General features: G+C 72.5%; 17 protein-coding genes. 14 read left to right on the top strand and 3 right to left on the bottom strand.

Features of this window, described 5'->3' with window-relative positions; translation table 11 throughout:
- The coding region (locus BL253_RS44960; protein WP_131831648.1) for a sigma factor-like helix-turn-helix DNA-binding protein at positions 1–96 on the top strand (96 nt) is incomplete at its 5' end.
- A gap of 160 nt (positions 97–256) precedes the next feature.
- On the opposite strand, the gene BL253_RS34100 is transcribed toward BL253_RS44960, so the two are convergent.
- Entirely contained in the window at positions 257–1,198 is a 942-nt protein-coding gene (locus BL253_RS34100; protein WP_076821722.1) for a TIGR01777 family oxidoreductase, read from the bottom strand.
- A gap of 509 nt (positions 1,199–1,707) precedes the next feature.
- Here BL253_RS34100 and BL253_RS34095 point away from each other — a divergent pair.
- Both BL253_RS34095 and BL253_RS34090 read left to right on the top strand, forming a co-directional pair.
- Positions 1,708–1,974, top strand: coding sequence for a hypothetical protein (locus BL253_RS34095; RefSeq protein ID WP_076821720.1), 267 nt, complete (start codon positions 1,708–1,710; stop codon positions 1,972–1,974).
- A gap of 211 nt (positions 1,975–2,185) precedes the next feature.
- The gene (locus tag BL253_RS34090; RefSeq protein WP_076821728.1) at positions 2,186–2,959 is read left to right on the top strand and encodes a DUF4191 domain-containing protein; all 774 of its coding nucleotides are present in this window, start codon (positions 2,186–2,188) and stop codon (positions 2,957–2,959) included.
- Between the two features lie 68 nt (positions 2,960–3,027).
- On the opposite strand, the gene BL253_RS34085 is transcribed toward BL253_RS34090, so the two are convergent.
- Positions 3,028–3,498 carry an RDD family protein gene (locus BL253_RS34085; RefSeq protein WP_076821718.1) on the bottom strand — a complete coding sequence of 157 codons (471 nt, stop codon included), beginning with the start codon at positions 3,496–3,498 and terminating at the stop codon, positions 3,028–3,030.
- Positions 3,499–3,679: 181 nt separating this feature from the next.
- Between BL253_RS34085 and glnA the strand changes: the two genes are divergently transcribed.
- The 11 genes from glnA (at position 3,680) to BL253_RS34025 (ending at position 21,324) form a co-directional block, all read left to right on the top strand.
- Positions 3,680–5,104, top strand: a complete 1,425-nt coding sequence (gene glnA, locus BL253_RS34080; RefSeq protein ID WP_076821717.1) for a type I glutamate--ammonia ligase — start codon at positions 3,680–3,682, stop codon at positions 5,102–5,104.
- Positions 5,105–5,848: 744 nt separating this feature from the next.
- Entirely contained in the window at positions 5,849–6,907 is a 1,059-nt protein-coding gene (gene glnII, locus BL253_RS34075) for a glutamine synthetase GlnII (protein ID WP_076821716.1), read from the top strand.
- A 391-nt stretch (positions 6,908–7,298) separates the two neighbouring features.
- On the top strand, positions 7,299–8,147 hold the full coding sequence (locus BL253_RS34070) for an STAS domain-containing protein (RefSeq protein ID WP_076821714.1): 849 nt from the start codon (positions 7,299–7,301) through the stop codon (positions 8,145–8,147).
- The gene (locus tag BL253_RS34065) at positions 8,147–8,626 is read left to right on the top strand and encodes an STAS domain-containing protein (protein ID WP_076821712.1); all 480 of its coding nucleotides are present in this window, start codon (positions 8,147–8,149) and stop codon (positions 8,624–8,626) included. The genes BL253_RS34070 and BL253_RS34065 overlap by 1 nt, the downstream gene beginning before the upstream one ends.
- Entirely contained in the window at positions 8,623–9,075 is a 453-nt protein-coding gene (locus BL253_RS34060; protein WP_081438976.1) for an anti-sigma regulatory factor, read from the top strand. The genes BL253_RS34065 and BL253_RS34060 overlap by 4 nt, the downstream gene beginning before the upstream one ends.
- Positions 9,063–10,160, top strand: a complete 1,098-nt coding sequence (locus BL253_RS34055) for a SpoIIE family protein phosphatase (RefSeq protein ID WP_076821710.1) — start codon at positions 9,063–9,065, stop codon at positions 10,158–10,160. Before BL253_RS34060 ends, BL253_RS34055 begins: the two co-directional genes overlap by 13 nt.
- Positions 10,151–12,067, top strand: coding sequence for an ATP-binding response regulator (locus tag BL253_RS34050; protein WP_076821708.1), 1,917 nt, complete (start codon positions 10,151–10,153; stop codon positions 12,065–12,067). The genes BL253_RS34055 and BL253_RS34050 overlap by 10 nt, the downstream gene beginning before the upstream one ends.
- A gap of 65 nt (positions 12,068–12,132) precedes the next feature.
- Positions 12,133–13,368 (top strand): PP2C family protein-serine/threonine phosphatase, encoded by a 1,236-nt coding sequence (locus tag BL253_RS34045; protein ID WP_241835389.1) that lies wholly within the window; start codon positions 12,133–12,135, stop codon positions 13,366–13,368.
- A gap of 294 nt (positions 13,369–13,662) precedes the next feature.
- Complete coding sequence (locus tag BL253_RS34040; RefSeq protein ID WP_241835388.1) at positions 13,663–15,207, top strand: branched-chain amino acid ABC transporter substrate-binding protein; 1,545 nt, start codon at positions 13,663–13,665, stop codon at positions 15,205–15,207.
- Between the two features lie 1,132 nt (positions 15,208–16,339).
- The gene (locus BL253_RS34030) at positions 16,340–17,707 is read left to right on the top strand and encodes a glutamine synthetase family protein (protein ID WP_076821702.1); all 1,368 of its coding nucleotides are present in this window, start codon (positions 16,340–16,342) and stop codon (positions 17,705–17,707) included.
- Between the two features lie 167 nt (positions 17,708–17,874).
- Positions 17,875–21,324 carry a bifunctional [glutamine synthetase] adenylyltransferase/[glutamine synthetase]-adenylyl-L-tyrosine phosphorylase gene (locus tag BL253_RS34025; RefSeq protein ID WP_081438974.1) on the top strand — a complete coding sequence of 1,150 codons (3,450 nt, stop codon included), beginning with the start codon at positions 17,875–17,877 and terminating at the stop codon, positions 21,322–21,324.
- 71 nt (positions 21,325–21,395) lie between these two features.
- On the opposite strand, the gene BL253_RS39900 is transcribed toward BL253_RS34025, so the two are convergent.
- Positions 21,396–24,524 carry an ABC transporter substrate-binding protein gene (locus BL253_RS39900; RefSeq protein WP_198946512.1) on the bottom strand — a complete coding sequence of 1,043 codons (3,129 nt, stop codon included), beginning with the start codon at positions 24,522–24,524 and terminating at the stop codon, positions 21,396–21,398.
- Between the last annotated feature and the right edge of the window lie 57 nt (positions 24,525–24,581).

Here is a 24,581-nt window from a genome sequence, read left to right as displayed (position 1 = left end):
GTGACGCGGGAGCGGATCCGGCAGATCGAGTCGAAGACGCTCTCGAAGCTGCGTCACCCGTCGCGCTCCCAGAAGCTGCGCGACTACCTCGAATAGGTCGGGATCGGGGTTGAGGCCTGCCCGGATTGATGACGTTCCAGCGTGACGCAACCAGGCTGGCGCGGAGGCGCGCCTCCGCGCCAGCCCGGTCACCTTGCGCTGGAACGTGTCGGATCCGGGGCAGCGCTGCTGGTGTTTGTCTGCGGTCCGCGGTCGCTTAGGGGCGGTCGTTGGTCAGGGTGGCGCGTAGGGCACTTGTGAGGTCGGGGTGCTGGAAGCGGAAGCCCGCGTCCAGGAGCACCCGCGGGACGACTCGCTGGGAGGCGAGGACGCCCTCGTCGGTGAAGCCGCCGACGACGGCGCGCAGCGCCAGCCTGGGCACGGGCAGCAGGGCCGGGCGACGCAGTACCCCACCGAGCGTCCGCGCGAGCTCCGTTCCCGTCACCGGATTCGGCGCGACAAGGTTCACCGGCCCCGCGACCCTCGGCGCGGTGAGCAGGAAGCGGACGGCGGCCACCCAGTCGTCGATCCCGATCCAGGACACCCACTGCCGCCCGGAGCCGAGGCGCCCGCCAAGCCCCGCTCGGAAAAGCGGCAGCTGACGGGCGAGCACCCCGCCGTCGCGGTCAAGGACCGGCCCGGTGCGCAGCAGGCACACCCGCAGGCCGGCGGAGACCGCGGCCTGCGTCGCCTCCTCCCAGGCGCGCACGACGTCCGCGAGGAAACCGCCGCCCGCGGGCGCCGTCTCGTCGACCGGGGCGTCGGTSGCCGTCCCGTACCAGCCCACGCCGCTCGCGGACAGCAGCACCGCCGGCCCGCGCCCCGGTGTGGGATCCCCCGCTGGGGCGTTCGGGCCTGTGGCCGCCGCGAGGGCTCCGGCCAGCAGCCGGGTGCCCTGGACCCGGCTGTCAAGGATGGTCCGGCGGTAGTCATCGGTCCACCGGCGGTCGCCGACGCCGGCCCCCGCGAGGTGCACGGCCGCGTCGACGCCGGCGAGAGCGGCGGCGTCGAGCTCTCCGCTCCCCGGGTCCCAGCGGAACTCGCCGGGGCCCCGCGGCTCGCGGCGCACGAGGGTGACCACGTCGTGGCCATCAGCCCGCAGCGCGGGCACCAGCTTCGAGCCCAGCAGCCCGGACGCCCCGGTGACGATGATCCTCATCACGCCATCCTGGCGCACCGGCCGGCCCGGCCGCATCCGGGCGGCGAGTGACTCGCGGGCRCACGGCGAGCCGATACCCCGTCATGGCCCGACGCGCCGGACGCGCCGGACGCATGACTGCGACGCAATCTCACTCGTCTCACTCGTCAGCCAACTGATTGTGCATCGATAGTCCTCTTTGTGTGCTAGAACACGCACGCCCGTAAGCGGATGCGACTGGTGACGGCGCGGGTACGGGGATAGGCTTCGGCGTAGCGTCACCTGGCGGTCACCACCGCGAGTCACGCGCTGACTATGTAAGCGTCAACAGGGCGCGCTCGCCGCCGTCATGGGCTGGCGGCGCCCACCACCACCCGTCCACGTCCGTTCCCGGTAGCCTGCCCCTACTCCCGCGATCCCACCACCCGCACCCGGCCCCGAGCGGCACTGGTGGGCGGGGGCCGCGCGCGCCGGCGGGGCGTCGAGCGTGGGTGGGAGAACGACCACCGTGTCGGGAGGTCAGACCCGCTGTGTTCCGCTCGTTGCTCTCCACCCTGGAAGAACTGACCCTGCTGGTCCTGCCGCACGGCGGTCAGCGCACCGCCCGTCGCAACGCCTGGCGCGCCGCCACCGATCTGCACGTCACGTCCGGCTACCGGTGGGCAGAGGGCGTCGGGCCCGGCTCCCCCGTCGGCTCCGTCGGCTCGGCTGGCCCCGTCACCTCGATCGGGCCCGCGGCCGCGCGGCCTTCGTTCGCCGCGGCCCGGCCGCGTCGCCCCGCCGCCGCCCACCGCTGACCCCGCCCGTCGGGCCTGGCGGCTCCGTGGCCCGGTGGCCTGGCGGCCGCTCCGGCCCGGCTGGTGGCTCAGCCATGGGTGGCACGGGGCGCCCGAGGCGGAGGCGGAACCCAGGGCCGGGCCGGTCGTCGCCGCACCGTCGTCCCGCTCGCGTGGCACTACCGCGACGGTCGTGACCGCGCCCCACCTCACAGGCCGTAGGCTCGCGGGCATGGCACTGAGGAAGAAGCCGACGGCAGCCGCGGCCGCTCCGGCTACGCCCACGGCACGCGGCACGAAGGGCCCGGCGAAGCCGGGTACCGCCGCGTCAGGGCAGGAGGCCGACGGTCCCAGCCGGCTCGCGCAGATCAGGCTCGTTTTCAAGGTCACGCGGCAGCGTGACCCGAACGTCGTCTGGATCATGCTGCTCGGCTTCCTGGTCCCCCTGGCCGTGCTTCTGGTGCTGGGCCTCCTCGTGGGACCGATCTGGCTGTGGACGCCCCTCGGCGTGCTGCTGGGCCTGCTCGTCGCGGTCAACCTGTTCAGCCGCCGGGTACAGCGCAGCGCCTACGCCGAGATGGAAGGCAAGCCTGGCGCCGCCGCCGGCATCGTCGAGCGGATGAGGGGCGACTGGCGGCTCACTCCCGCGGTTCAGGTGAACAGGAACCAGGATGTCGTGCACCGCGTCGTCAGTCGCGCGGGCATTGTGATCATCGCCGAGGGACGGGGCAGGGGCGCCCGCGACCTGCTCGCCACCGAGGTGCGCCGGATCCGCCGCGTCGCCGGCGACGTGCCGATCAGCGACATCATCATCGGCAACGGCGAGGGCGAGGTCCCGTTGGCCAAGCTGCAGCCGACCCTGATGCGGATGCGACGCACGCTACCGCGCCGCCAGATCGACCAGCTCGACCGGCGGCTGAAGGCCGTCGCCGGCACCGGTCCGTCGCTTCCGATCCCGAAGGGTCCGGTTCCCCGCAACATCCCCCGCGGCGGACGCCCGCGTTAAGACGCCCGCGCTAAGGCGTCACAGGCGGGAAGGTCACCTCACGGCCTTCCCGCCCTCGAACCGCCGCTTTACGCGCGCCGCGCCGCCTTGACGGGGGCCGTGCCCGCGATGCGGTCATGCAGGCCGCGCATGTCACGGTCGACGAGGAACAGCGGGATCAGCAGCGCCAGCAGGAGCGTTCGCACGAGGACGAAGGGGAAGCGTGCCCGGCCACCGCCGGGGACCTTCACCACTCCGAAGCCGAAGAGCCGCATGCCGACGGTCTGGCCGGTAAGGCTCACCAGCACGAGCTCCTCGAGCAGGAAGATCCCGAGTACGACCAGGCCGCGCGTCGAGTCGCCGTACGTGGCGCCGAACAACACCGGCACGCCGGCGAGCAGGTTGGCCAGCACCGCGTCGACGACGTAGCCCCCGAACCGGGCGCCGTAGCCGACCATCGAGCCGGGGCCGTCAGCTGGCAGGCCGAGCCGATCCCCGGGGGTACCAGCCGGCGATGACAGGCCGGGACCTTCCAGCCAGCGTCCGAGCTCACGTCGCACGGCGCAAGCTTATCCGTATCCGGATCGCGCCAGGGAACCGTCACACAACGTGACGAAACTCGTCCTCGCAACACAGATGAAACGCGACCGCCACGCTCACTTCACACCACGGGGTTACGCACCGCGTCCGGATATGGGTATCCTGTCGGGCCAGACAGCGTGCCACGCGTGTGGAGGGTGAATGTTCGCGAACGCCGACGAAGTACTCCGATACATCCGGGACGAAAATGTCGAGTTCATCGACGTGCGTTTCTGTGACCTCCCGGGTGTCATGCAGCACTTCACGATTCCGACGGAGGTCTTCACGGAGTCGGTCTTCACCGACGGCCTCATGTTCGACGGCTCCTCCATCCGTGGTTTCCAGGCCATCCACGAGTCGGACATGCTGCTGCTGCCGGACCCGCGGACCGCGTTCCAGGACCCGTTCCGTGAGCACTCCACGCTCGCGATGACCTTCTTCATCCATGACCCGATCACCAAGGAGGAGTACTCCCGCGACCCGCGCAACGTGGCGCGCAAGGCGGAGGCATACCTGCGCGGCTCCGGGATCGCGGATACGGCGTACTTCGGGCCCGAGGCCGAGTTCTACATCTTCGACGACATCCGGTACGAGTACTCCCCGCACGGCTCGATGCACCAGGTCGACTCCGTCGAGGCCGCCTGGAACAGCGCGCGCAAGGAGGAGGGCGGCAACCTCGGCTACAAGCCGAGATTCAAGGGCGGCTACTTCCCCGTCCCGCCGACCGACCACTTCACCGACCTTCGCTCGGAGATGGTCAAGACGCTGATCAAGGTCGGCATCACCGTCGAGATGCAGCACCACGAGGTCGGCACCGCCGGCCAGGCGGAGATCGACTTCCGCTTCGACACGCTGCTGAAGACCGCCGACAACCTGATGCTCTACAAGTACGTGATCAAGAATGTCGCCCGTGACCGCGGCCGCACCGTCACGTTCATGCCCAAGCCGCTCTTCCAGGACAACGGCTCCGGGATGCACTGCCACCAGAGCCTGTGGAAGGACGACGGCCCGCTGTTCTACAGCGCCGAGGGCTACGGCGGCCTGTCCGAGATCGCCCGGCACTACATCGGCGGGCTGCTGCACCACGCTCCGGCGCTGCTCGCGTTCACCAACCCGACGACGAACTCCTACCGGCGGCTGGTGCCCGGTTACGAGGCGCCGGTCAACCTGGTCTACTCGGCCCGCAACCGCTCGGCCTGCTGCCGGATCCCGCTGGGCGGCGACTCGCCGAAGGCCAAGCGGATCGAGTTCCGCGTGCCCGACCCGAGCTGCAACCCGTACCTGGCGTTCTCGGCGATGCTGATGGCCGGGCTCGACGGCATCAAGAACAAGATCGAGCCGCCGGACCCGATCGACAAGGACCTCTACGAGCTGCCGCCGGACGAGCTCGCCGCCGTTCCGCAGGTGCCCGGGTCGCTGGAGGCCGTGCTCGACCACCTCGAGGCCGACAACGAGTTCCTCACCGCCGGGGACGTGTTCACCCCGGACCTCATCGAGACCTGGCTGGACTACAAGCGCACCCACGAGGTGGACGCCATCCGTCTGCGCCCGCACCCCTTCGAGTTSGACCTCTACTACGACATCTGAGGCGCCGTCACCGCTGGTGGCTTGTCTGCCTGGGCCTCGCCGTCTGGTTTGGACGGCGAGGCCCTTGCGCGCAGGCGGCCCTCCGAGCGGTCACCATTGACATGTCGGGGTGGCGCGGCGCCAGGAGCCGGTATCACGCGAGCGATGGCGTGAAAGCATGGATGCCCGGCTTCTCGCGCATCCACCCGAGCCCGCGCCACCCGGAAAAACAACTATTTTTCATCGGTGCCGCCACATGGGAAATGACGCGGGAAGGCTGCGGCGAATCCGCGAACACGCGGGGTGCGGAACGGGCCGCGCCGGCGCCATCACTCGGCGGCCCACGGCTCCATCGGGCACACCCACCGGCGGCAGGAACGCGCCCCGCGCGGTGATCCAGACCGGCCTGCCCGCGCGCGGGCTCCCAGGTCACGCCAGACGCCGGTTATCCAAGCGCCGTCACACAACGCCCGCATGCCCGTACCGAGCGAGTTCTTCTACTGACGTGGGCGGCTGTCGCGATGTGGCGCCGCGCACATTTCACGCTGTTTTCCGGCCTCTTTTCGGATGCGGTACCAGGCGCGGGCGCCCGCCGGGCGTCAACTGCACGCCCTGAGACACAGATTTAACAATCGGGGAACTGATCGGTAACGAKACCCGGCGAGGCTCCCAGACGGACCATCTCGTCAGCCGCGGCCAGTGTCGACCCTCCCCCGGCCGACCCATCCGTCGCATGCCTAGCCCTGCCGATCACGGGGAGTATGAGTGAGCTATCAGGCCGAGTACATCTGGATCGACGGCACCGAGCCGGAGCCGCTGCTGCGCAGCAAGACCCGGATCATCAAGGACGGCAAGGAGCCGGAGATCTGGGGCTTCGACGGCTCCAGCACGAACCAGGCGCCCGGCTCCAACTCGGACTGCGTCCTGCGCCCGGTCTTCACCTGCCCGGACCCGATTCGCGGCGGCGACAACATCCTGGTGATGTGCGAGGTGGAGCTGACCGACTTCACCCCGCACCCGACCAACACCCGTGCCAAGGCGCGGGAGCTGGCCGAGAAGTACGCCGACTTCGCCCCGCACTTCGGCATCGAGCAGGAGTACACGTTCTTCCAGAACGGCCGCCCGCTGGGCTRGCCGGCCACCGGCTTCCCCGAGCCGCAGGGCCCGTACTACTGCGGCGTCGGCGGCGAGAAGATGCCCGGTCGGGACATCGTCGAGAAGCACACCCAGGCGTGCATCGACGCCGGCCTCGCGATCGAGGGCACCAACGCCGAGGTCATGATGGGCCAGTGGGAGTTCCAGATCGGCGTGCTGCCGGCGCCGGCCATCGGTGACCAGATCTGGGTCGCCCGCTGGCTGCTGCACCGCATCGCCGAGGACTTCGGCGCGTCGGTCTCCTTCGCCGCCAAGCCGGTCGCCGGCGACTGGAACGGCGCGGGCGCGCACACCAACTTCTCCACGAAGCAGACGATGGAGAGCTGGGACGCGATCGTCACCTGCTGCGAGGCGCTCGGCACCCGCGTCATGGAGCACGTGACCAACTACGGTCACGGCATCCAGGACCGCCTCACCGGCAAGCACGAGACCGCTCCGTGGAACAAGTTCTCCTGGGGCGACTCGGACCGCGGCGCGTCGATCCGCATCCCGTGGGCCGTCTCGAAGGCCCGCAAGGGCTGGCTCGAGGACCGCCGCCCGAACGCGAACATGGACCCATACGTGGTCTCCGCGCTGATGATCGACACCACCTGCAGCGCGCTGGCCGGCGACAAGCCGATCCTGTTCGTCCCGTCGCAGGCCGCCGCGACGGAGCACGCGACCGTCTGACCGATGGCCGAGACCGCACGGTCACATGACCGTGCGCCGCTCGGCCCGCTGACCCGCCCCGGCGGGCGGCACAGCAGCACCCGGCGCCGCCGGTTCCCAGCAGGGAGCCGGCGGCGCTGTCGCGTTCTGGGCGTTCGCTTCTCGGCGTTTACTGGACATCGATAGTGCCGCCCGCGCGTCGGCCAAAGGGTCTGCCAGTACCTCCCTAGGGGTGGGTTAACGTCCCCCGCGCCAAAGCATCCGGCCCGGCTGCTGGCAGAATCCGGTGGGCTCGGCGGACATGGGATCATGTCGAGTCGCTAGCTTCGGGCAAGTTGTCCGTAGACGTCCGGTCTTCGGGGAGATCGAGCGGTTGTCTCTTCGAAGTCGCCTGCGACGCTGGGAGGAATTCGTGGACGTCGTCCACAGGGATGAGTGGGTCGCGCCGCTGAACGCCGACCGCGAGGAGATCCTCGCCCGGTGGGTCGGACTGGTCGGTGACCTTCTACGGTCCCGCCTCTCCGAGGCGGAGCTGACCCGCGAGCTCGGCGAGCTCTACACAGCCCTGCTGGGAGGGCTGCGGGCGGGCGGGACCGACCTGAGCTCGGAGTCGTTCGGGGAGCTGCGGGCACTGCTCGCCGAGCTGTCCGGCACCCGGGCCCGGCAGGGTTTCACGCCCCGAGAGACCTCAATCACGGTGTTCACACTCCGGGCGGCTGTGTCGCCGGCCTTCGAAGAGCGCGGTCTCGCATATCGCGGCTATGCGCAGTTCTCCGACTTCGTCGACGAACTCGGCCTGTTCACCTTCGAGACCTACGCGCAGGCCCGTGACGCGGTGATCGTGGAGCAGTCCGACCAGCTGCTCGAACTGTCCACCCCGGTCATCAAACTGTGGGAGGGCGTGCTCGCCGTGCCGCTGGTCGGCACACTGGACTCGGCCCGTACCCAGGTGGTGATGGAAACGCTGCTGGAAGCGCTGGTCGACACCGGCTCCCGGCACGCCATCATCGACATCACCGGGGTACCCGCGGTCGACACCCAGGTCGCGCAGCACCTTCTCAAGACGGTGATGGCGGCCCAGCTCATGGGAGCCGACTGCATCATCTCCGGCATCCGTCCGCAGATCGCGCAGACCGTGGTCAGCCTCGGCATCGAGTTCGGCGAGATCGTCACCAAGGCGAYGCTGGCCGAGGCGCTCGCGCTGGCGCTGCGCCGGGAGGGCGTCCAGATCCGCCGTCCAGGCACGCCCGGGAGCCGTTGATGGATCGCATCCCGATCCTGAAGATGGGCAACCTGCTGCTCGTCTCGATCCAGGTGGACCTGCAGGACCAGCTCGCGCTGGCGCTGCAGGACGACCTGTCCGAGCGCATCGTGGCGACCGGCGCCCGCGGCGTGCTGATCGACATCTCCGCGCTGGAGATCGTCGACAGTTTCATCGGCCGGATGTTGTCCACCATCGCCGCGCTGTCCCGGCTGCTCGACGCCGAGACCGTGGTGGTCGGGATGCGCCCCGCCGTCGCGATCACGCTCGTCGAGCTCGGCCTGTACATGCCCGGGGTGCGCACGGCGCTCACCCTCGAGCACGGCCTGGCACTGCTCGGCGCCGAGGTACGCGTCCGGCTTCCGGAGGACGAGGCCCTCGTCGACCTCGACGCGGATTCCGCCGAGGTCACCGACCTCGGCGCCGGTGCGGCGCCGAACGGCCGCTCGGCGCTGACCGAGGGAGCCTGGAGCGGGTGAGCGCCGGGCGCTGGACGGTGGCCCCGGCGGGCGGTGTTGAGCCGACGGTCGAGCGGACCGAGCGGCATCCGATCGTGACCGAGGCCGATGTCGTGCGAGTGCGCCAGATCGTGCGCAACCTCGCCGTCACAGCCAAGATGTCGCTGGTGGACCAGACCAAGATGGTGACCGCCGCGAGCGAGCTTGCGCGCAACACTCTCGTCTACGGGGGCGGTGGATCGATGACGGTCGACATCGTCGACAACGGCCGGCGTCGCGGCATCCGAGCGGTCTTCGTCGACAGCGGCCCCGGCATCCCCGACATGGACCTGGCCCTGACCGACGGCTGGACGAGCGGCTCCGGGCTCGGCCTCGGGCTGTCAGGCAGCCGCAGGCTGGTCGACGACTTCGCGATCGAGAGCAGTCCCGGGGCGGGCACCACCGTCCGAATCGTGAAATGGTCACGCTGATTCCGGTCACCCGGCATCCGCTGGCCGAGGACGTCGCCTGGTTCCGGGCCGACGGCTCGTCGATGCCCGGTGCCGTCCGGCGCGCCGCCGTCGCGCTCGCCGAGCGTCTCGGGCTCCAGCCGAACCGTGCCGCCGAGGTCGGCCTCGGACTCACCGAGGTGGCCGAGAACCTGGTCCGGCACGCCGACGAGGGTTCCCTGCTGCTGCGGGCGCTGCGCTGGCCGGCGGGCGACGAGGCGGACGGCGCGCCGCCGACAGCCACGGCGGCGGCCATCGAGTTCGTCGCCGTCGACAACGGACCCGGCCTGGCCGACGTGCCGGCGGCGATGCGCGACGGCGCGACCTCCGCCGGCACCCTCGGCATCGGCCTCGGAATGATCAAAAGGCTCACGGACCGCTTCGACGTCTACTCGACCCCTGGCGTGGGCACCGTCATGGCCGGCGCGTTCGGGCCGCGGCACGGCGACGGCCAGGCCATGGCCGAGCTGCGCGAGGCGCCCCGAGTGGCCGGCCTGACCCGGCCGATCACCGGGGAGACCGTCTGCGGCGACGCGTACGCCGTGCGCGCGCAGGACGGTCGGCTCGCGTTGCTCCTGTGTGACGGCCTGGGGCACGGGGAGCTCGCGGCCCGGGCGGCCGACGCCGCGGTACGGATCTTCCAGTCCGCCGCGCCCGCCCCGCCTGACGCCGCGGACCTGGTGCGTCGCATCCATTCCGGGCTTTCGCACACCCGCGGCGCGGCCGTCGCGGTGGCCGTCCTGGAGCCGGCCGCCGGCACCCTGCGTTTCGCCGGACTCGGGAACATCAGCGGAGTGATCGTCGGGAACACCCGCCGGGCCGGCCTCACCAGCCGGCCGGGCATAGCCGGGCACCAGGCGCGCGGCGTGCCCGAAACCCGCTACGATCTTCCACCCGGCGCACTGGTGGTGCTGCACAGCGACGGGATCAGCCCGCGCTGGAATCTCACCGACCATCCGGKAATCTCCAGCCGTAGCGCGCTGGTCGTGGCCGCGAGCGTCCTGCGGGACGCGGGGCTGCGCCGGGACGACGCATCCGTGCTGGTCGCGGGCGCGCCGTGGGTCTGACCGGTGGCGGCGGCGACGTCGCGGCGCTGCTGCGAGTGCGGGTGGACCACGAGCCCGATGTCTTCGCCGCGCGCCAGCTCGCCCGGGAGATCGGCTCCCGCGTCGGGCTGGACGGCCAGGACCAGGTACGGCTCGCGACGGCGCTCAGTGAAGTGGGTCGGGACGCGCTGGTCGCCGGCGGGGCGTGGGCCGACTTCGGGGTGCGCGCGCGTGGCACGCTCGTGGTGACGGTGACCGCCGACCGGCCRCTCGCCCGGGCCGGCAGCGGACTGATCGCCGCCGGCCGCCTCGTCGAGCTGGAACACGGCGAGGACGGCGAGGACTCGGCCACACACGACCGGACGGTCACGCTGGCGAAGCCGATCCTGCCGGGCCTGTTCATCGACGACGACCGGCTCGCCGAACTCAGGCGTTCGCTCGCCGCGATCGCGCCGAACTCGCCGGCCGACGAGCTGCGCGTGCAGAACAACGACCTTGTCGCGGCGCTGGCGGAGCTACGGGACAACCAGGAAGAGCTGCTGCGGCTGAACGCCGAGCTGGAGGAGACCAACCGGGGGGTGCTCGCCCTCTACAACCAGCTGTCCGCCGAGCTGGAGGAGACCAACCGGGGGGTGGTGGCGCTCTACGCCGAGCTGGACGAGCGCGGTATCGCCCTGTCCCGGGCCAGCGAGGCCAAGACACGCTTCCTGCACAATGTCAGCCACGAGCTGAGGTCGCCGGTGAACTCGGTGATGGGCCTCGCGCGGCTCCTGCTCGACCCGGCCGGCGACCCGCTGAGCGACGAGCAGCGCCAGCAGGTGGAGTTCATCCTGGCCAGCACCGGTGACCTGCTCGCGCTGGTCAACGACCTGCTCGACCTGGCGAAGGCGGAGTCCGGGCGGCTCGAGGCGGTCGTCGACGAGGTCGACGTCGCGGCCCTGCTCCGGTACCTGGACGGATCGCTTCGCCCGCTCGCCACCCGGCCCGAGGTGTCCTTCACCGTCGAGACCCACGCCGACGTCGGCATCCTGCACACCGACGAGACCCTGCTCGCGCGGGTACTGCGCAACCTGGTCTCCAACGCCCTGAAGTTCACCGAGCGCGGCGAGGTGGTCCTGACCGCCCGCCTCGGCGATGACCCCCGGGCGGGCGAGGACACCGTGGTCTTCTCCGTCCGCGACACCGGAATCGGAGTCGCGCCCGACGACCTGGAGCGGATCTTCGAGGAGTTCTACCAGGTCCGCACGCCGCTGCACGCCCGCGTGCGCGGCACCGGGCTCGGCCTCCCCTACGCGCGTCGGGTGATCGTCCTGCTCGACGGCCGGCTCGAGGTGACCAGCGAGCCCGGCGGCGGGTCGACGTTCACCGTCACCCTGCCGCGCCAGCCCGCGGCAGGCACTGGACCGGGCGATGAGGACGAGGACGTCGACGAGCGCGGCGACGGCCTCTCGCCGGCCGGTGTGCCCCGCGTGGGAGCCGCCGCCCCGGCCACGGGCGCGTCGCCGGTCCACCTGGCCAGCGCCCTGGTCGTCGACGACGACCCCGCGTTCCGGACGACCATGCGGTCGCTGCTGGCGGGCCGGGTGGACCGGATCGACGAGGCCGGGGACGGCGAGCAGGCGGTCACGGCGATGCGCGCCGATCCGCCGGATGTGGTCTTCCTCGACCTGATGCTGCCCGGCATGGACGGAGCCGCGGTGCTCGCCGCGATGAGCGACGACCCGACTCTGCGCGACGTCCCGGTCATCATCGTGAGCTGGAGCGACTACGCCTCCGACGTCGCCTACGCGGAGCGCGGCCGCTGGCACGAGCGCGACCGCGAGCCGATCCCGTTCGGGCCCGCCGTGGCCGTCGTGGCGAAGTTGACGCTGACCGAACGCGCGATCGACGCGGCGCTGGCCCGCGTGCACGACCGCGACGGGCCGTGACGGCGCCGACAGGGCCGACGAGGCGGCCTGGCGCCGGAAGGCCGGCGAACCAGGCGACCGTCCTCGTGGTCGACGACTCGGACAGCAAGCGCTACATCATGGCGAGCTGGCTGCGGCGCGCCGGCCACGCGGTGATCGAGGCGGCCTCCGGGCGGGAGGCGCTGGGCATCGTCGATCGAGGCGCGCCGGACCTCGCCGTGCTCGACGTCCACCTCCCCGACATGAGCGGCCTCGAGGTCTGCGCCCGGATCAAGCAGGCGCGGGCCTCGGCCGGCATGCCGGTACTGCACGTGTCGGCCATCGCCGTCGACGCCGCCGACCGCAGCATCGGCCTGGACGGGGGCGCGGACGCCTACCTGGTCGACCCGATCGAGCCGCGCGAGTTCCTGTCCACCATCGGGGCGCTGCTGCGTCAGTCCCGCCGGTTCGCCGAGGAGCACCGGATCGCGCTCACCCTGCAGCGCAGCCTCCTGCCGGCCGAGCCGCCGAAACTCGCGGGCCTGCGCATCGCCGCGCGCTACCACGCCTCCACCGAGCACGCGGAGATCGGCGGAGACTTCTACGACGCCTTCGAGACGCCCTCCGGCGACGGCCTCGTCGTCATCGGAGACGTGCAGGGTCACTCGCTCGCGGCAGCGGTGATCATGGCGGAGCTGCGGTACTCGCTGCGGGCGTACGCCTTCGACGGGCACTCGCCGGCGGCGGTCGTGGAGCGGCTCAACCGGCTGATCCTGGTCACCCATCCCGAGTCGACGGCGACCGTCTGCCTGCTGGCCTTTCCGCCGGACCGGTCCCGGGTCACGGTGGTCAACGCCGGTCACCTGCCGCCGCTGGTGGTCGGCCCGGCCGGCGCCGGGTTCTGGGAGGGAGGCGCCGGCGTACTGCTGGGCGTGCCAGCCCCGGCCCCGGCCCCGGACACCGTGGATCTGCCCGCTGGCACCCGTCTCCTGCTGTACACGGACGGGCTCGTCGAACGACGGGACCGGCCGATCGACGAGACGATGACGGAGCTCGCCGAGCAGGTGGCGGCCAGGCACGGCGTCGGTCGCCTCGACCCTGCCCACACCGGGGAACGCGGTTCCGCCGGGAACGCAGGGCTCCCCGGGAACGCCTGGGACGCGGAGGCCCGCGGCGGTGCCGGGTTCGGCGGCTCGCTGGAACGGGCGGCTGTCGCCCTCGACCAGCTCGCCGACGCGCTGATCGACTCCGCGCGCGGGGCCGACGACGATGTCGCGCTCGTCGCCGTCGAGCGTGCGCCCGAAGACGGGCGGCACCAGGACGCCGTCCGCCGCCCGTCGTAGCCCGGTGCTCGTCCCAACCCGGCGTTACGCCCAACCCGGCGTTACGCCCAACCCCATGTTCCGCTCGACCCAACCCGGTGTTCCGCTCGGCCCAACCCGGTGTTCCGCTCGGCCCAACCCGATGTTCCGCTCGGCACGACGGCCGTCGTAACCGGCCCAACCGACGAGGCCACCCGGCGGTGCTGGCGGTCGAGATGGCTAGGATCGCGGCTCATGTCTGGGGGGCCAGAATTGTCTAGTTCTGTCGGGCCGAGCGACGAAGCGCCTGGCAGCGCCGCGGCCAACGTCACACCGGTGCCCACCGAGCAGCCGCGGTCCTCGGCCCCGCCGCCGGTGACGCCACCGGCACTCAGCTCGCCGCCCTGGCCGGCGCCGACGTCGCCACCATTGACGCCGCCGGCGCCAGCCCCGCCGCCCTGGCCCGCGCCGGAGCAGCCCACCACCTCGTCGATGGACTCCCCCACATGGTGGGTACCGCCGGCGGGCCCGCCGCCGACCGCTCCTGGCTGGCCAGGCGGTCCTGGTGGTCCCGTCAGTCCTGGTGGTCCTGGTGATCCCACGGCGCCGGCGGGCCCGCCGCCGCGCCGGGCCCGCTCGCGGCGGCCGACTGTCCTCGCGGCCGTCAGCGGCGCGACCGTGCTCGCCCTCGCCCTCGTCACGACCCTGGCCGTCGTGCTGACGAAGGACGCGGACGGGAACGACGACGCGGACGGTGGCACCGGGCCCGCGGTCGCCACCGCGCCGCACGGCCAGGCGACGGCCCCCGTCTCGCCGTCCGCCGGGGCCCCGACGAGGACCATCACCATCGGATTCCAGGGGCCGCTGTCCGGTGACAACCAGCCACTGGGCGACAACGCGGTCGGCGGCGTGAAGACCGCGATCGAGGAGGCGAACGCCCGCGGGAACCTGCCCTTCACGCTGCGGCTCGCCACGTCCGACGACCTCGGCCACCCGGACACGGCGCCGCTGGCGGCCAACGCGCTCGCCGCCAACCCCGACGTGCTCGCCGTCGTCGGGCCCATGTTCTCCGGCGCGACGCAGGCGAGCGAGCCCTTGTACTCCGGTGCGGGCCTGCTGTCCGTGAGCCCGTCGGCGTCGAGCCCGATCCTGACCACGCAGGGGTTCTCGACGTTCTACCGGGTCGTCCCGACAGACGCCGCCCAGGGCCCGGCGGCCGCCGCCTACGTCGCCCGCGTCCTCAGGCCGGGCAAGGTGTACTCGCTGGACGACGGGCTCGACTACAGCGTCGGCCTGGGCCGCGGCTTCGAGCTCGCGCTGCTCTCCAGCGATATCTCCTTCGTCCACGACAGGATCGACCCGGCCGGGGACTTCTCCGCCGAAGCCGGCAAGATCATGGCGGCGAATCCTGACCTGGTCTTCTACGCCGGCTACTATCCGGAGCTCGCGCTGCTGGCGAAGGCCCTGCAGGACAAGGGCTACACCGGGAAGCTGATGAGCGGCGACGGAAGCCTCGACCCGGCATACATCTCCCTGGCCGGTGCGGCCGCGGAGGGCACCCTTCTCACCTGCGGCTGCCTGCTGCCTTCGGGAGACCCGAACGCGAAATCCTTCGTCACCTCGTACCAGAAGGTCAACGGGACGGGCCCGGGCACCTACTCCGCCGAGGCCTACGACGCCACCAACGCGATCATCAAGGTGCTGTCCGGCCTCGGCGCCGACGCGACCCGCGCCTCGGTGGCCGCCGCCTTCGCGAGGGTCGACCTCCAGGGCATCACCAGACACCTCGCGTTCCAGCCGGGCGGCGAGGTCGTCGACGGCCGGATCTTCATCTACCAGGCCCGCTCCGGCAATCTCACCATGGTCGACTCCGCCTCATAGCTGATCCCGGCGCCTGGCCCGTGGTCACCTTGATGATCGCGGCTTCCGTGTCCCCAGCGTCGCGGAACCCGGCGAATGACAACTACGGCGACACGTTCCCGACGATCACATTGGGGATGTGGAGCCGAAGGGGTTGTCCACAGGCGGCGGTCATCGCGCCTCGGCGGCGCGGGCGTGGCCAGGACTGCCACCATGGCCACGGAGGAAGAGCGCCAGCCGGAGGCGAACGCGACGTCCGGAGCGGGAGCGAACGCGACGTCCAGAACGGGAGCGAACGCAGCGCGCGGGGCGCGACGGCGTGCGTACCCGGGGCTCGACGGGGCGCTGGCCGTCGCCCGTGGGCAGGACGGTCTGGTCACCTACGCGCAGGCGCGCGGCGCCGGCCTCACCGATGGGCAGTCGCGTCAGCTGGTGCGCGGCGGGGCGCTCTCCCGGCCGTTCCGAGGTGCCTACCTCGTGGCAGGCTCGGATGATCTCTGGGGACGGACGCGCACCGCGCTACATGGCCGGTCCGGCGTGTCTATCTGCGCGTTGACCGCGGCACGCTTGCTCGGCCTGCGGGCGCTGCCGTTGCCGACCGAGGCAGAACCCATTCATCTGTTAGTGCCCGATGCGGCGACGCGGGTTGGGGCGACGCGGGCGGTTGGTTACAGCGAGTCGCCAAGTTCGTTGCGGACTGGCAACGAGGCGGGCATCTCGGTCTTTCAGTCGCTAGTGTCAGATTCCCGACGGCAGACCCCTGGATCGACGACCTGCCGGCCACGGTTCCGTCGATCCGGCGGAAACCGTGGCCGTTCCCGCGGGACTCGAGTACGGCGCCCCAACCGGCGTGTCCCAGGCCGGGGCAGGGCACAGGCCGTAGGTACCGGCGGCCGGTGCGGGACAGGGCGCGTCAGCACTGGGAGCGCCAGGCCCCGGCGCCAGCAAGGTCGCTGAAGCGGCGGGCGCCTTGGCGCCGGACGGTGCACGAGGGCCCGATCAGGGTGGCGGGTCTGACGGGGGTGGGCGGTTGGCCGGCTTTGGGCGCGTGGCGAAGGACAGGCCATGTTTCCGCCGGCTGGTCGAGAGGCAGGGCGGGTAGATCCGGACGACGTAGCCTGAGGTCGAGTCCACACCTCAACGTGGAGGGTTCATGGACAAGCAGCAGGAGTTCGTGCTCAGAACGCTGGAAGAGCGGGACATCCGCTTTGTGCGGCTCTGGTTCACCGATGTGCTGGGCGTGCTGAAGTCCGTGGAGATCGCGCCGGCGGAGGCGGAAGGCGCGCTCCTGGAAGGTATCGGCTTCGACGGCTCGGCGATCGTGGGGTTCGCGYGCCTGCACGAGGCGGACATGCTCGCCCGTCCCGACCCATCCACCTTCCAGGTGCTGCCGGGGCGCGGCGACGGGACGCTGACGGCGCGGATGTTCTGTGACGTCGTCACCCCCGAGGGCCTGCCGGCCGTCGCCGACTCGCGCTGGGTGCTGCGCCGGGCGCTCGCGGCCGCCGCCGAGGCCGGGTTCACCTTCTACACCCACCCGGAGATCGAGTTCTTCCTGCTCAAGGAGCCGCCGCGGCGCGGCCAGCCGGTGCCGCAGCCGGTGGACGAGTCCGGGTACTTCGACGTCACGCCCAACGACATCAGCCATGACTTCCGCCAGCAGGTGATCGGCTCGCTGGAGCGGCTCGGCATCTCCGTCGAGTTCAGTCATCACGAGGTGGCGCCTGGTCAGCAGGAGATCGACCTGCGCTACGCCGACGCGCTCACGATCGCCGACAACGTCATGACGCTGCGCCAGGTCGTCAAGGAGGTGGCGCTGCGGCMGGGCAGCTACGCGACCTTCATGCCGAAGCCGTTCACCGAGCATGCCGGTTCCGGCATGCACACCCACATGAGCCTCTTCGAGGGCGACCGCAACGCCTTCTATGACCCGACCGACGAGTACCGGCTCTCCAAGGTCGCCAAGGCGTTCATCGCCGGGCTGCTGGCGCACGCGCCCGAGATCACCGCCGTAACCAACCAGTGGGTCAACTCCTACAAGAGGCTCATCAGCGACTCGGCCGAAGGCGAGGCCGGCGAGCTGCTGGAGGCACCGGCCTATGCCTGCTGGGGGCACAACATCCGCTCCGCCCTGGTCAGGGTGCCGCTCTACAAGCGGAGCAAGGCGAACACGGCGCGGGTGGAGTTCCGGCTGCCGGACAGCGCCTGCAACCCGTACCTGACGTTCGCGCTCATGCTCGCCGCCGGGCTGCGCGGCATCCAGGGCGGCTACGAGCTGCCACCGCCCGCCGGCGACGAGATCTGGTCGCTCACCGACGCGCAGCGCCGCGAACGCGGGATCAAGGCTCTTCCCGGTTCCCTGTCCGAGGCCATCGCGGTGATGGAGACGTCGTCGCTGGTCCGGGAGACGCTCGGTGAGGAGCTGTTCGGGTTCTTCCTGCGCAACAAGCGCGCCGAGTGGACCGCCTACCGCCGCCAGGTCACCCAGTTCGAGATCAACCGCTACCTGCCACTCCTGTAGTAACGCGCACGCTACATCTGCAACAAGATGGAAACATGATGGCAAGTGCCGGACGGTCGGGCCCACCGCGGGCCCCAGGGGCTCCAGGGACCCCGGGGGCCTCGCGGGCAGGGGCCTCGCGGGCAGGCGCCCCGCTGGCACGACGCGGCGCCTCGTCGGCGGAGCGTGTGCCCACGGACGACGCCTCCGCCGGCCGTACGACGAGCGAGCCGGCCGCCGCCGCCGCGACCTCGCCGCCGCCCGGAGGCGCCTGGCACCCGCGGGGCAGCTCCACCGAGGCCCAGCTCGCCCGGCTGGGCTTCACCGACGTCGACCGGGTCGCGGCGACGCTGCACCGTCTCGGCTTCGGCCCGCCGGACGGGCTGCCGCTCACCACCAATCCGGTGGTCGCCGAGCTCGCCCACGCCGCCGACCCCGATCGGGCCCTGGCCGGCCTCGACCGACTGATCGACGCACTCGACGCGTGTGACCGGCCTGACGCGCCTGACCCGCCAGGCACCGCCACCGGCTCGACGCACCCGACACACCCGACGCGCCCGACACACCCGGTGGGCCCGACACACCCGGTGGGCCCGGTTCGCTCGGCGGCCTCGACCGGCCCGACCGGCCCGGCCAGCCCGACCGGCGTGACCGGCCCGACCGGCCCGGCTCGCCCGACGAGCTCCGGCCGATCGTCCGCGCAGCTGCGAGCCGTGCTGGCCACCCGGCCGGGCTCCCGCCGGCGGGTGATCGCCGTCCTCGGCGCGAGCCTCGCGCTCGCCGACCATCTCGCCGCGCACCCGACCGACTGGCGGATTCTCGCCGACGACGAGGCGACCGGCGCCACGCCGGACGCCGCGACCCACCGTGCCCGGCTGTTCGCCGCGGTCGGCGCGGACCCGGCCGCCGAGCGGCCGCGAGCACGCGGCGACGGGCCGGAGGTACTGGACGCGTTGCGGGTCGCCTACCGGCGGGCGTTGCTGGTGCTCGCCGCCCGCGACCTGACCGACACGGTGACGGTCGAGGACGCGACGGCCGAGCTCGCCGACCTCGCCGCCGCGGCGCTCGACGCGGGCCTCGCCGTCGCGCGGGCGGGCCTCGCGCCGGCCGCGCCCCCGGTGCGCCTCGCCGTCATCGGGATGGGCAAGTGCGGCGGGCGCGAGCTCAACTACGTCAGCGACGTCGACGTCGTCTTCGTCGCCGAGCCGGCCACGGCCTCGCCCTCGGACGGCACGCCCCCCGACGGCGCCGCCGGATTCACCAGGTCCACGGGGTCCGCCGGAGCCGCCGAGGCCACCGACGCCGCCGAACCGGCCGAGGAGGCGGCGCTGCGGGCGGCGACCCGGCTGGCCGAAGGGCTGGTACGGGCCTGCGGCGCGCGCACCAGCGAAGGGGCGCTCTTCCAGGTCGACGTCGGCCTGCGCCCGGAGGGCCGCGACGGCGCGCTGGTCCGCACGCTCGCCAGCCACCGCGCCTACTACCGGCGCTGGGCGCGCACCTGGGAGTTCCAGGCGCTGCTCAAGGCCCGGCCAGTCGCCGGCGACCTCGCGCTCGGCGCCGAGTTCTGCTCGATGGTGGGGCCGCTGGTCTGGTCGGCGGCGTCCCGGCCCGGCTTCGTCGCCGACATCCGGGCGATGCGCCGCCGAGTGGAGGCGTCCCTGTCGAGGCGGGAGGCCGACCGCAACATCAAGCTCGGCCCCGGCGGCCTGCGTGATGTCGAGTTCGCCGTCCAGCTGCTGCAGCTCGTGCACGGCCGCACCGATCCGAAGCTGCACGCCCGCGCGACCCTCCACGCGATCGACGGCCTGGCGCGCGGCGGTTACGTGGGCCGCCGCGACGCGACCACCCTCGCCGACGCCTACCGGTTCCTGCGCGCCGTCGAGCATCGGCTCCAGCTACGCGGCCTGCGGCGGACGCACGTCCTGCCGCGCGACCAGGACGAGCTGCGCTGGCTCGGCCGCTCGCTGGGGATGCTCGGCGCGGAGGAGTTCACCGACGAGCACGCGCACATCGCCCGGTCGGTGCGGCGGCTGCACGAGCAGCTCTTCTACCAGCCGCTGCTGGAGGCGGTCGCCCGACTGTCCGCCGAGGAGGTGCGCCTCACGCCCGGCGAGGCCGCCGATCGGCTCGCCGCCCTCGGGTTCGCCTATCCGCACCGATCGTTGAAGCACATCGAGGCACTCACCGCCGGCGTGAGCCGAACCGCCACGATCCAGCGGCATCTGCTGCCGACGATGCTGCCGGCGTTCGCCGACGCCGCCGACCCGGACGCCGGCCTGCTCGCCTATCGGCAGGTCAGCGAGGCGCTTGGCCGCGTCCCCTGGTACCTGCGGCTGCTGCGCGACTCGGCCGGCGCCGCCGACCGGCTGGCCAGGGTGCTCGCGGCCAGCGGCTACGTCGCGGCGCTCATGCGCACGGCGCCCGAGTCGGTGCGGTTGCTGCGCACCGAGGAGGACCTGTGTCCCGTCGGCCGTGACGAGCTCGCCCGCACGCTGCTCGCGGTCGCGCGGCGTAACCAGGACGCGGGCGACGCGGCCGCGCGGGCGCGCGCGATCCGCCGGGTCGAGCTGGTCCGGGTCGCCTGCGCGGACCTGCTCGGCCTGCTCGACGCGGCCGCCGTCGGCGAGGCGCTGACCGCCGCGGCGGCCGCGACGATCGAGGCGTCCCTGCTGGTCGCCCGGCGCACCGTGAACCGCCGGCTCGCCGCCGGCAGGCCGGCGGCGGACCGCTTCGCGGACGTCGGCGAGCCCGCGGACGACCTGGCCGGAGAGCCGGCCCAGATCGCGGTGATCGCGATGGGCCGGCTCGGCGGAGCCGAGATGTCCTACGGCAGCGACGCGGACGTGCTGTTCGTCCACGAGCCCAGGCCTGGCGTCGGCGCGCGCCCGGCCGGCGAGTACGCCGCGGCGGTGGTCGAGGAGCTGGTCCGGCTGCTGGGACAGCCGGGACCGGACCCCGCGCTGCGACTGGACCTGGGGCTACGGCCGGAGGGACGGGCGGGCTCGGTCACCCGCGACCTGGACGGCTACGCGGCCTACTACCGGCGCTGGGCGCTCGGCTGGGAGGCGCAGGCGCTGCTGCGTGCCCGCCCGCTCGCCGGCGACGCGGAGCTGGCGGCGCGGTTCCGCGACCTGGCGGACGAGTTCCGCTATCCGGCGGGCCTGCCGGGCGGAGCCATCGCCGAGGTCGAGCGGCTGCGGGACCGGATGACCGCCGAGCGGGTCCCGCGCGGCGCCGACCGGACCCTGCACGTCAAGTTCGGGCCGGGCGGGCTGACCGACATCGAATGGACGGTCCAGATCCTTCAGCTCCGTCACGCCCGCGAGCATCCGGCGTTGCGCACCACCGGCACCCTCACCGCGCTGCGCGAGCTCGCCACCGCCGGCCTGATCGACGGCGCCGAGGCCGAGGCGCTGAACGCCGCCTGGCTGTCGGCCTCCCGGATCCGCAACGCGATCATGCTTGCCCGCGGCACACCCGGTGACCTCATTCCCCGCACCTCGCCGGCCCTCGACCGCGTCGCCGGGGTCCTCGGCTACCCGCTGGAGCAGGCCACCGACGTGCTCGACGACCATCGCCGGGCCGCGATCGCGGCCCAGCGCGTGACCAACCAGGTCTTCGCCCGCGAACGGCCCTGACCAGGCGCCACCGTGTCTCGCGCCCGCCGCGGGACGGCGCGGTGGCCGCCGTGATGGCCACCCGGCTGGCGTCAGCGGACGCCGAGGGCGGCGAAGTCGACCGAGTCGTACGCGGGCTGGTAGTAAACGTTGGTGAGGTTGGAACTGTAGAGGTTCGTGACCTTGTCGTACGTCACCGGTATGTAGGCCGCCGTGTCGAGCACCATCCGCTCGACGGTGGCCCATCGGGTCGCGGCGGTCCCGGACGGGTCGGCGGCGAGGGCGCTGTCCGACATGTCCGCGAGGAAGGCGCCGTCCATGGCGGTGTTCACCGCGGGGTCGCCGAGTTCCGCGATGTTCCGGTTGTCCGTGGCGGTGATCCTGCGGCCGTCGGTCAGGTTGGTGAAGATGCCGGCGGGCGTCGGCCAGCCGGCGTTGTAGCCGAGGAGCGCCATGCCGACGCCCTGCGCACGCATCCTGCTCGGCGAGAAGACCAGGGCGTCATAGTCGTCCGAGCCGAGCGCCGAGATCTCGACGTCGACGCCGATTCCGGCCAGGGACTTCCTGAGCGCGTCCGCCTGGCTGTGGGATCTGCTGTCGTCGAAAATCACGATCTTGACCGGGAAACCGTCCGGCCGGCCGCAGGCCGCGAGCTCCCGCTTCGCCTGGGCGACGTCGCCCCGACCGTCCGCGCTCGGGTAGAGGTCGAACGTCGAGTGGTACCGCAGCGGCGGGGGGACCAGGGTCGGCGCGGCGACGGCGCGCTCCGGGCCTCCACGGGCCGTGACCTGCGCCTGCCGGTCGATCGCCCAGGCGAGCGCCTTGCGGCAGTGGACGTTGTCGAGGGGCGCCACGGTGGTGGTGACGCTCAGCAGCCGCACCACGCCGAGGGTGACGGTCAGGCGCTGGTTGTCCCGCATCGCCGAGTCCGTCAGTGACGTCTGCAGGGTCGTCTGCGAGGCGCCCGTCTGCCCGGCGAACACGTCCGCGTGCCCGGAGAGGATCTGCTCGTCGATGGTCTCCAGGGGGAGCCGCATGGTCTCCTGGATCCGGTCGGGCAACGCCGTGTTCACCGGGTCGGTCGCCTGGTCCCACGAGGAGTTGCGGATCAGCGTCAGCGACTGGCCCCGCTGGTAGAACGCGAACTTGTAAGGGCCCGACGAGACCGGGTGGTCGGCGTACTGCGCTCCGCCGTCCTTCGCCTGGGGTACCGGCGTCGACGCGGGCGTCGCCATCAGGTAGTTCCAGTCCCCGAACGGCCTGGTCAGGTGGAAGACGATCGTCTGGTCGTCCGGAGTCTCGATTGATTTCAGGCCCAGCTTGTCGGGGCTCGGGTCCTTGTAGGGCCCCGGATAGCGGTTGTTGGGGTCGTCCAGGTACCGGGTGAGTCCCTTCAGCCCGTCGGTCACGAGCTCGGAGTCGAACAACCGCTCGATTCCGTACTTGATGTCCCTGGACCTGATCGGCGACCCGTCCTCGAACCTGAGGCCGGCACGCAGGGTGTACCGCCAGGTGGCCGCGTCGGTGGAGGTCGGGACGGCGGTGGCGAGATCGCCGATCAGGTCGGTCGTGCCCGGCTTGTAGGTGAGCAGCTGCCGGGAGAACCAGCGCTGCTGCGCCCAACAGCTGTCGGAGTTGCCGCGCTGCGGGTCCCACGAGTCGCAGTCGGCCGTGGCGGCCACCCGCAGGGTCCCGCCCCTGCGGCTGGACGGGCTCAGGACAGGGCCCGCGACGGGCAGCCGCGGCGCGGCGCTCTCCGTCGCCGCCGCCGCCGTCGCCTGGCCGAGGTCGCCGTCCTCCTTCGCGTCGTCGCCGCCCGGGATCAGCACCAGGGGAAGGACGACGGCGAGCGCGCACACGGCACCGGCGATCAGCGTCCACCACCGTCGTCGGTGCCCGGACGACCCGCGGGCCGCCGGGGCGGCGGCGGGCTGCGTCGAGACCCGCGCGGCCTGGCCGGGGGCGGACGACGCCCCGACCAGAGTCGGCTGCCCGGTGGGGGCCTCCGGACCGAAAGGGGCTGGCCCGGCCGGACCGGGCTGGCCAGGCGGAGCAGGCGAAGCAGGCGAAGCAGGCGAAGCAGGCGAAGCAGGCGAAGCAGGCGAAGCAGGCGGGCTGGCCGGACCGCGCTGGCCGGAGGGCGACGGCGGGGCGGCGGGTGACGGAGCTGGCCCGACCCACGCGTTCGGGTGAGGATGGCCGCCGAGCGGGTTGGTCGGGCCGTCGGAGGCGCCCACTCCCCCGCCCGCCGCCATGCCGGCGGCCGACGTACCCGGATACGCCGCCGGGCGCGTCACCGGGGGCGGGCCGACGGCGGGCCGGGAGCCTGTCGGCGGGCCGTCGGCCGCGGCGCGCACATCGTCGTCGAGCTGGACCTGCAGGTCCGACCGGGTGAGCCAGCCACGGCCCAGCACGGCGGCGGCGGCCGCGGCGAACTCCAGGCCGAACGCCCGGGCGCTGGGGTAACGCATCGCCGGGTCCGGGGCGAGGGCGCGCAGCACGACGTTCGCGACCGGTGCCGGGACGCCCGGCGGCCGCGGCGGCGGGGCGGTCAGGCGGCGCTGCCAGAGCAGCTGCACCGGCAGCCCCCGCTCGATCGGGGACGCGCCGGACAGAAGCTGGTACAGCACGACGCCCAGGGCGTAGATGTCCGTCGCCGGGCCCAGCTGCCCGCTGGTGATCTGCTCGGGGGCCATGTACAGCGGGGTGCCGACCTGCGCGCTGGCGGTCGCGACCGTTCCCTCCAGCATCTTCGCGACGCCGAAGTCGGTGACCTTCGCGGCGCCGGCGGCCGTGAACAGCACGTTGTCCGGCTTGACGTCGCGGTGCAGCACGCCCCGGTCGTGGGCATACCCGAGCGCCGAGGCGACCGCGAGGCCCACGGCGCAGCCCGCCTCCGGCCGCATGCCCTCCCGGCGCCGGGTCAGCGTGCCGCCGACCAGCTGCTCCATCACGATCAGGCAGAGATCCGCGGTCTCGACATAGTCGTAGACCCGCACGATGTGGGGATGGTCCATGCGGCCCAGCAGCTGGCCCTCGGACGCGCCGTCCGGGCCGCCGCCATGGACCGGCGGGCGGGCCGGCAACACCTTGATGGCGACGTTGTGCCGCAGGTGCCGGTGCTGGCCGGCGAGCACCAGGCCGTAGGCACCCGAGCCCAGCCGGCCCCCGATCTCCAGCCCCGGCAGCGCGGCGGCCACCGACTCCCGGTCGACGATCACGATGCCCGCCCGCGGCCCGCTGGTGCCGCGACAAAAGTCTCTGAACCCCCGCGAACC

Source organism: Pseudofrankia asymbiotica (genome assembly GCF_001983105.1).
Classification (GTDB): Bacteria; Actinomycetota; Actinomycetes; order Frankiales; family Frankiaceae; genus Pseudofrankia; species Pseudofrankia asymbiotica.
Note: the sequence above shows the minus strand (reverse complement) of the source record. Positions and strands in the feature narration are given on the sequence as shown.

Coding starts and splice junctions, on each gene's coding strand:
- BL253_RS34065 (WP_076821712.1), top strand. CDS start 8,147: ATGGATCGCATCCCGATCCTGAAGATGGGCAACCTGCTGCTCGTCTCG.
- BL253_RS34090 (WP_076821728.1), top strand. CDS start 2,186: ATGGCACTGAGGAAGAAGCCGACGGCAGCCGCGGCCGCTCCGGCTACG.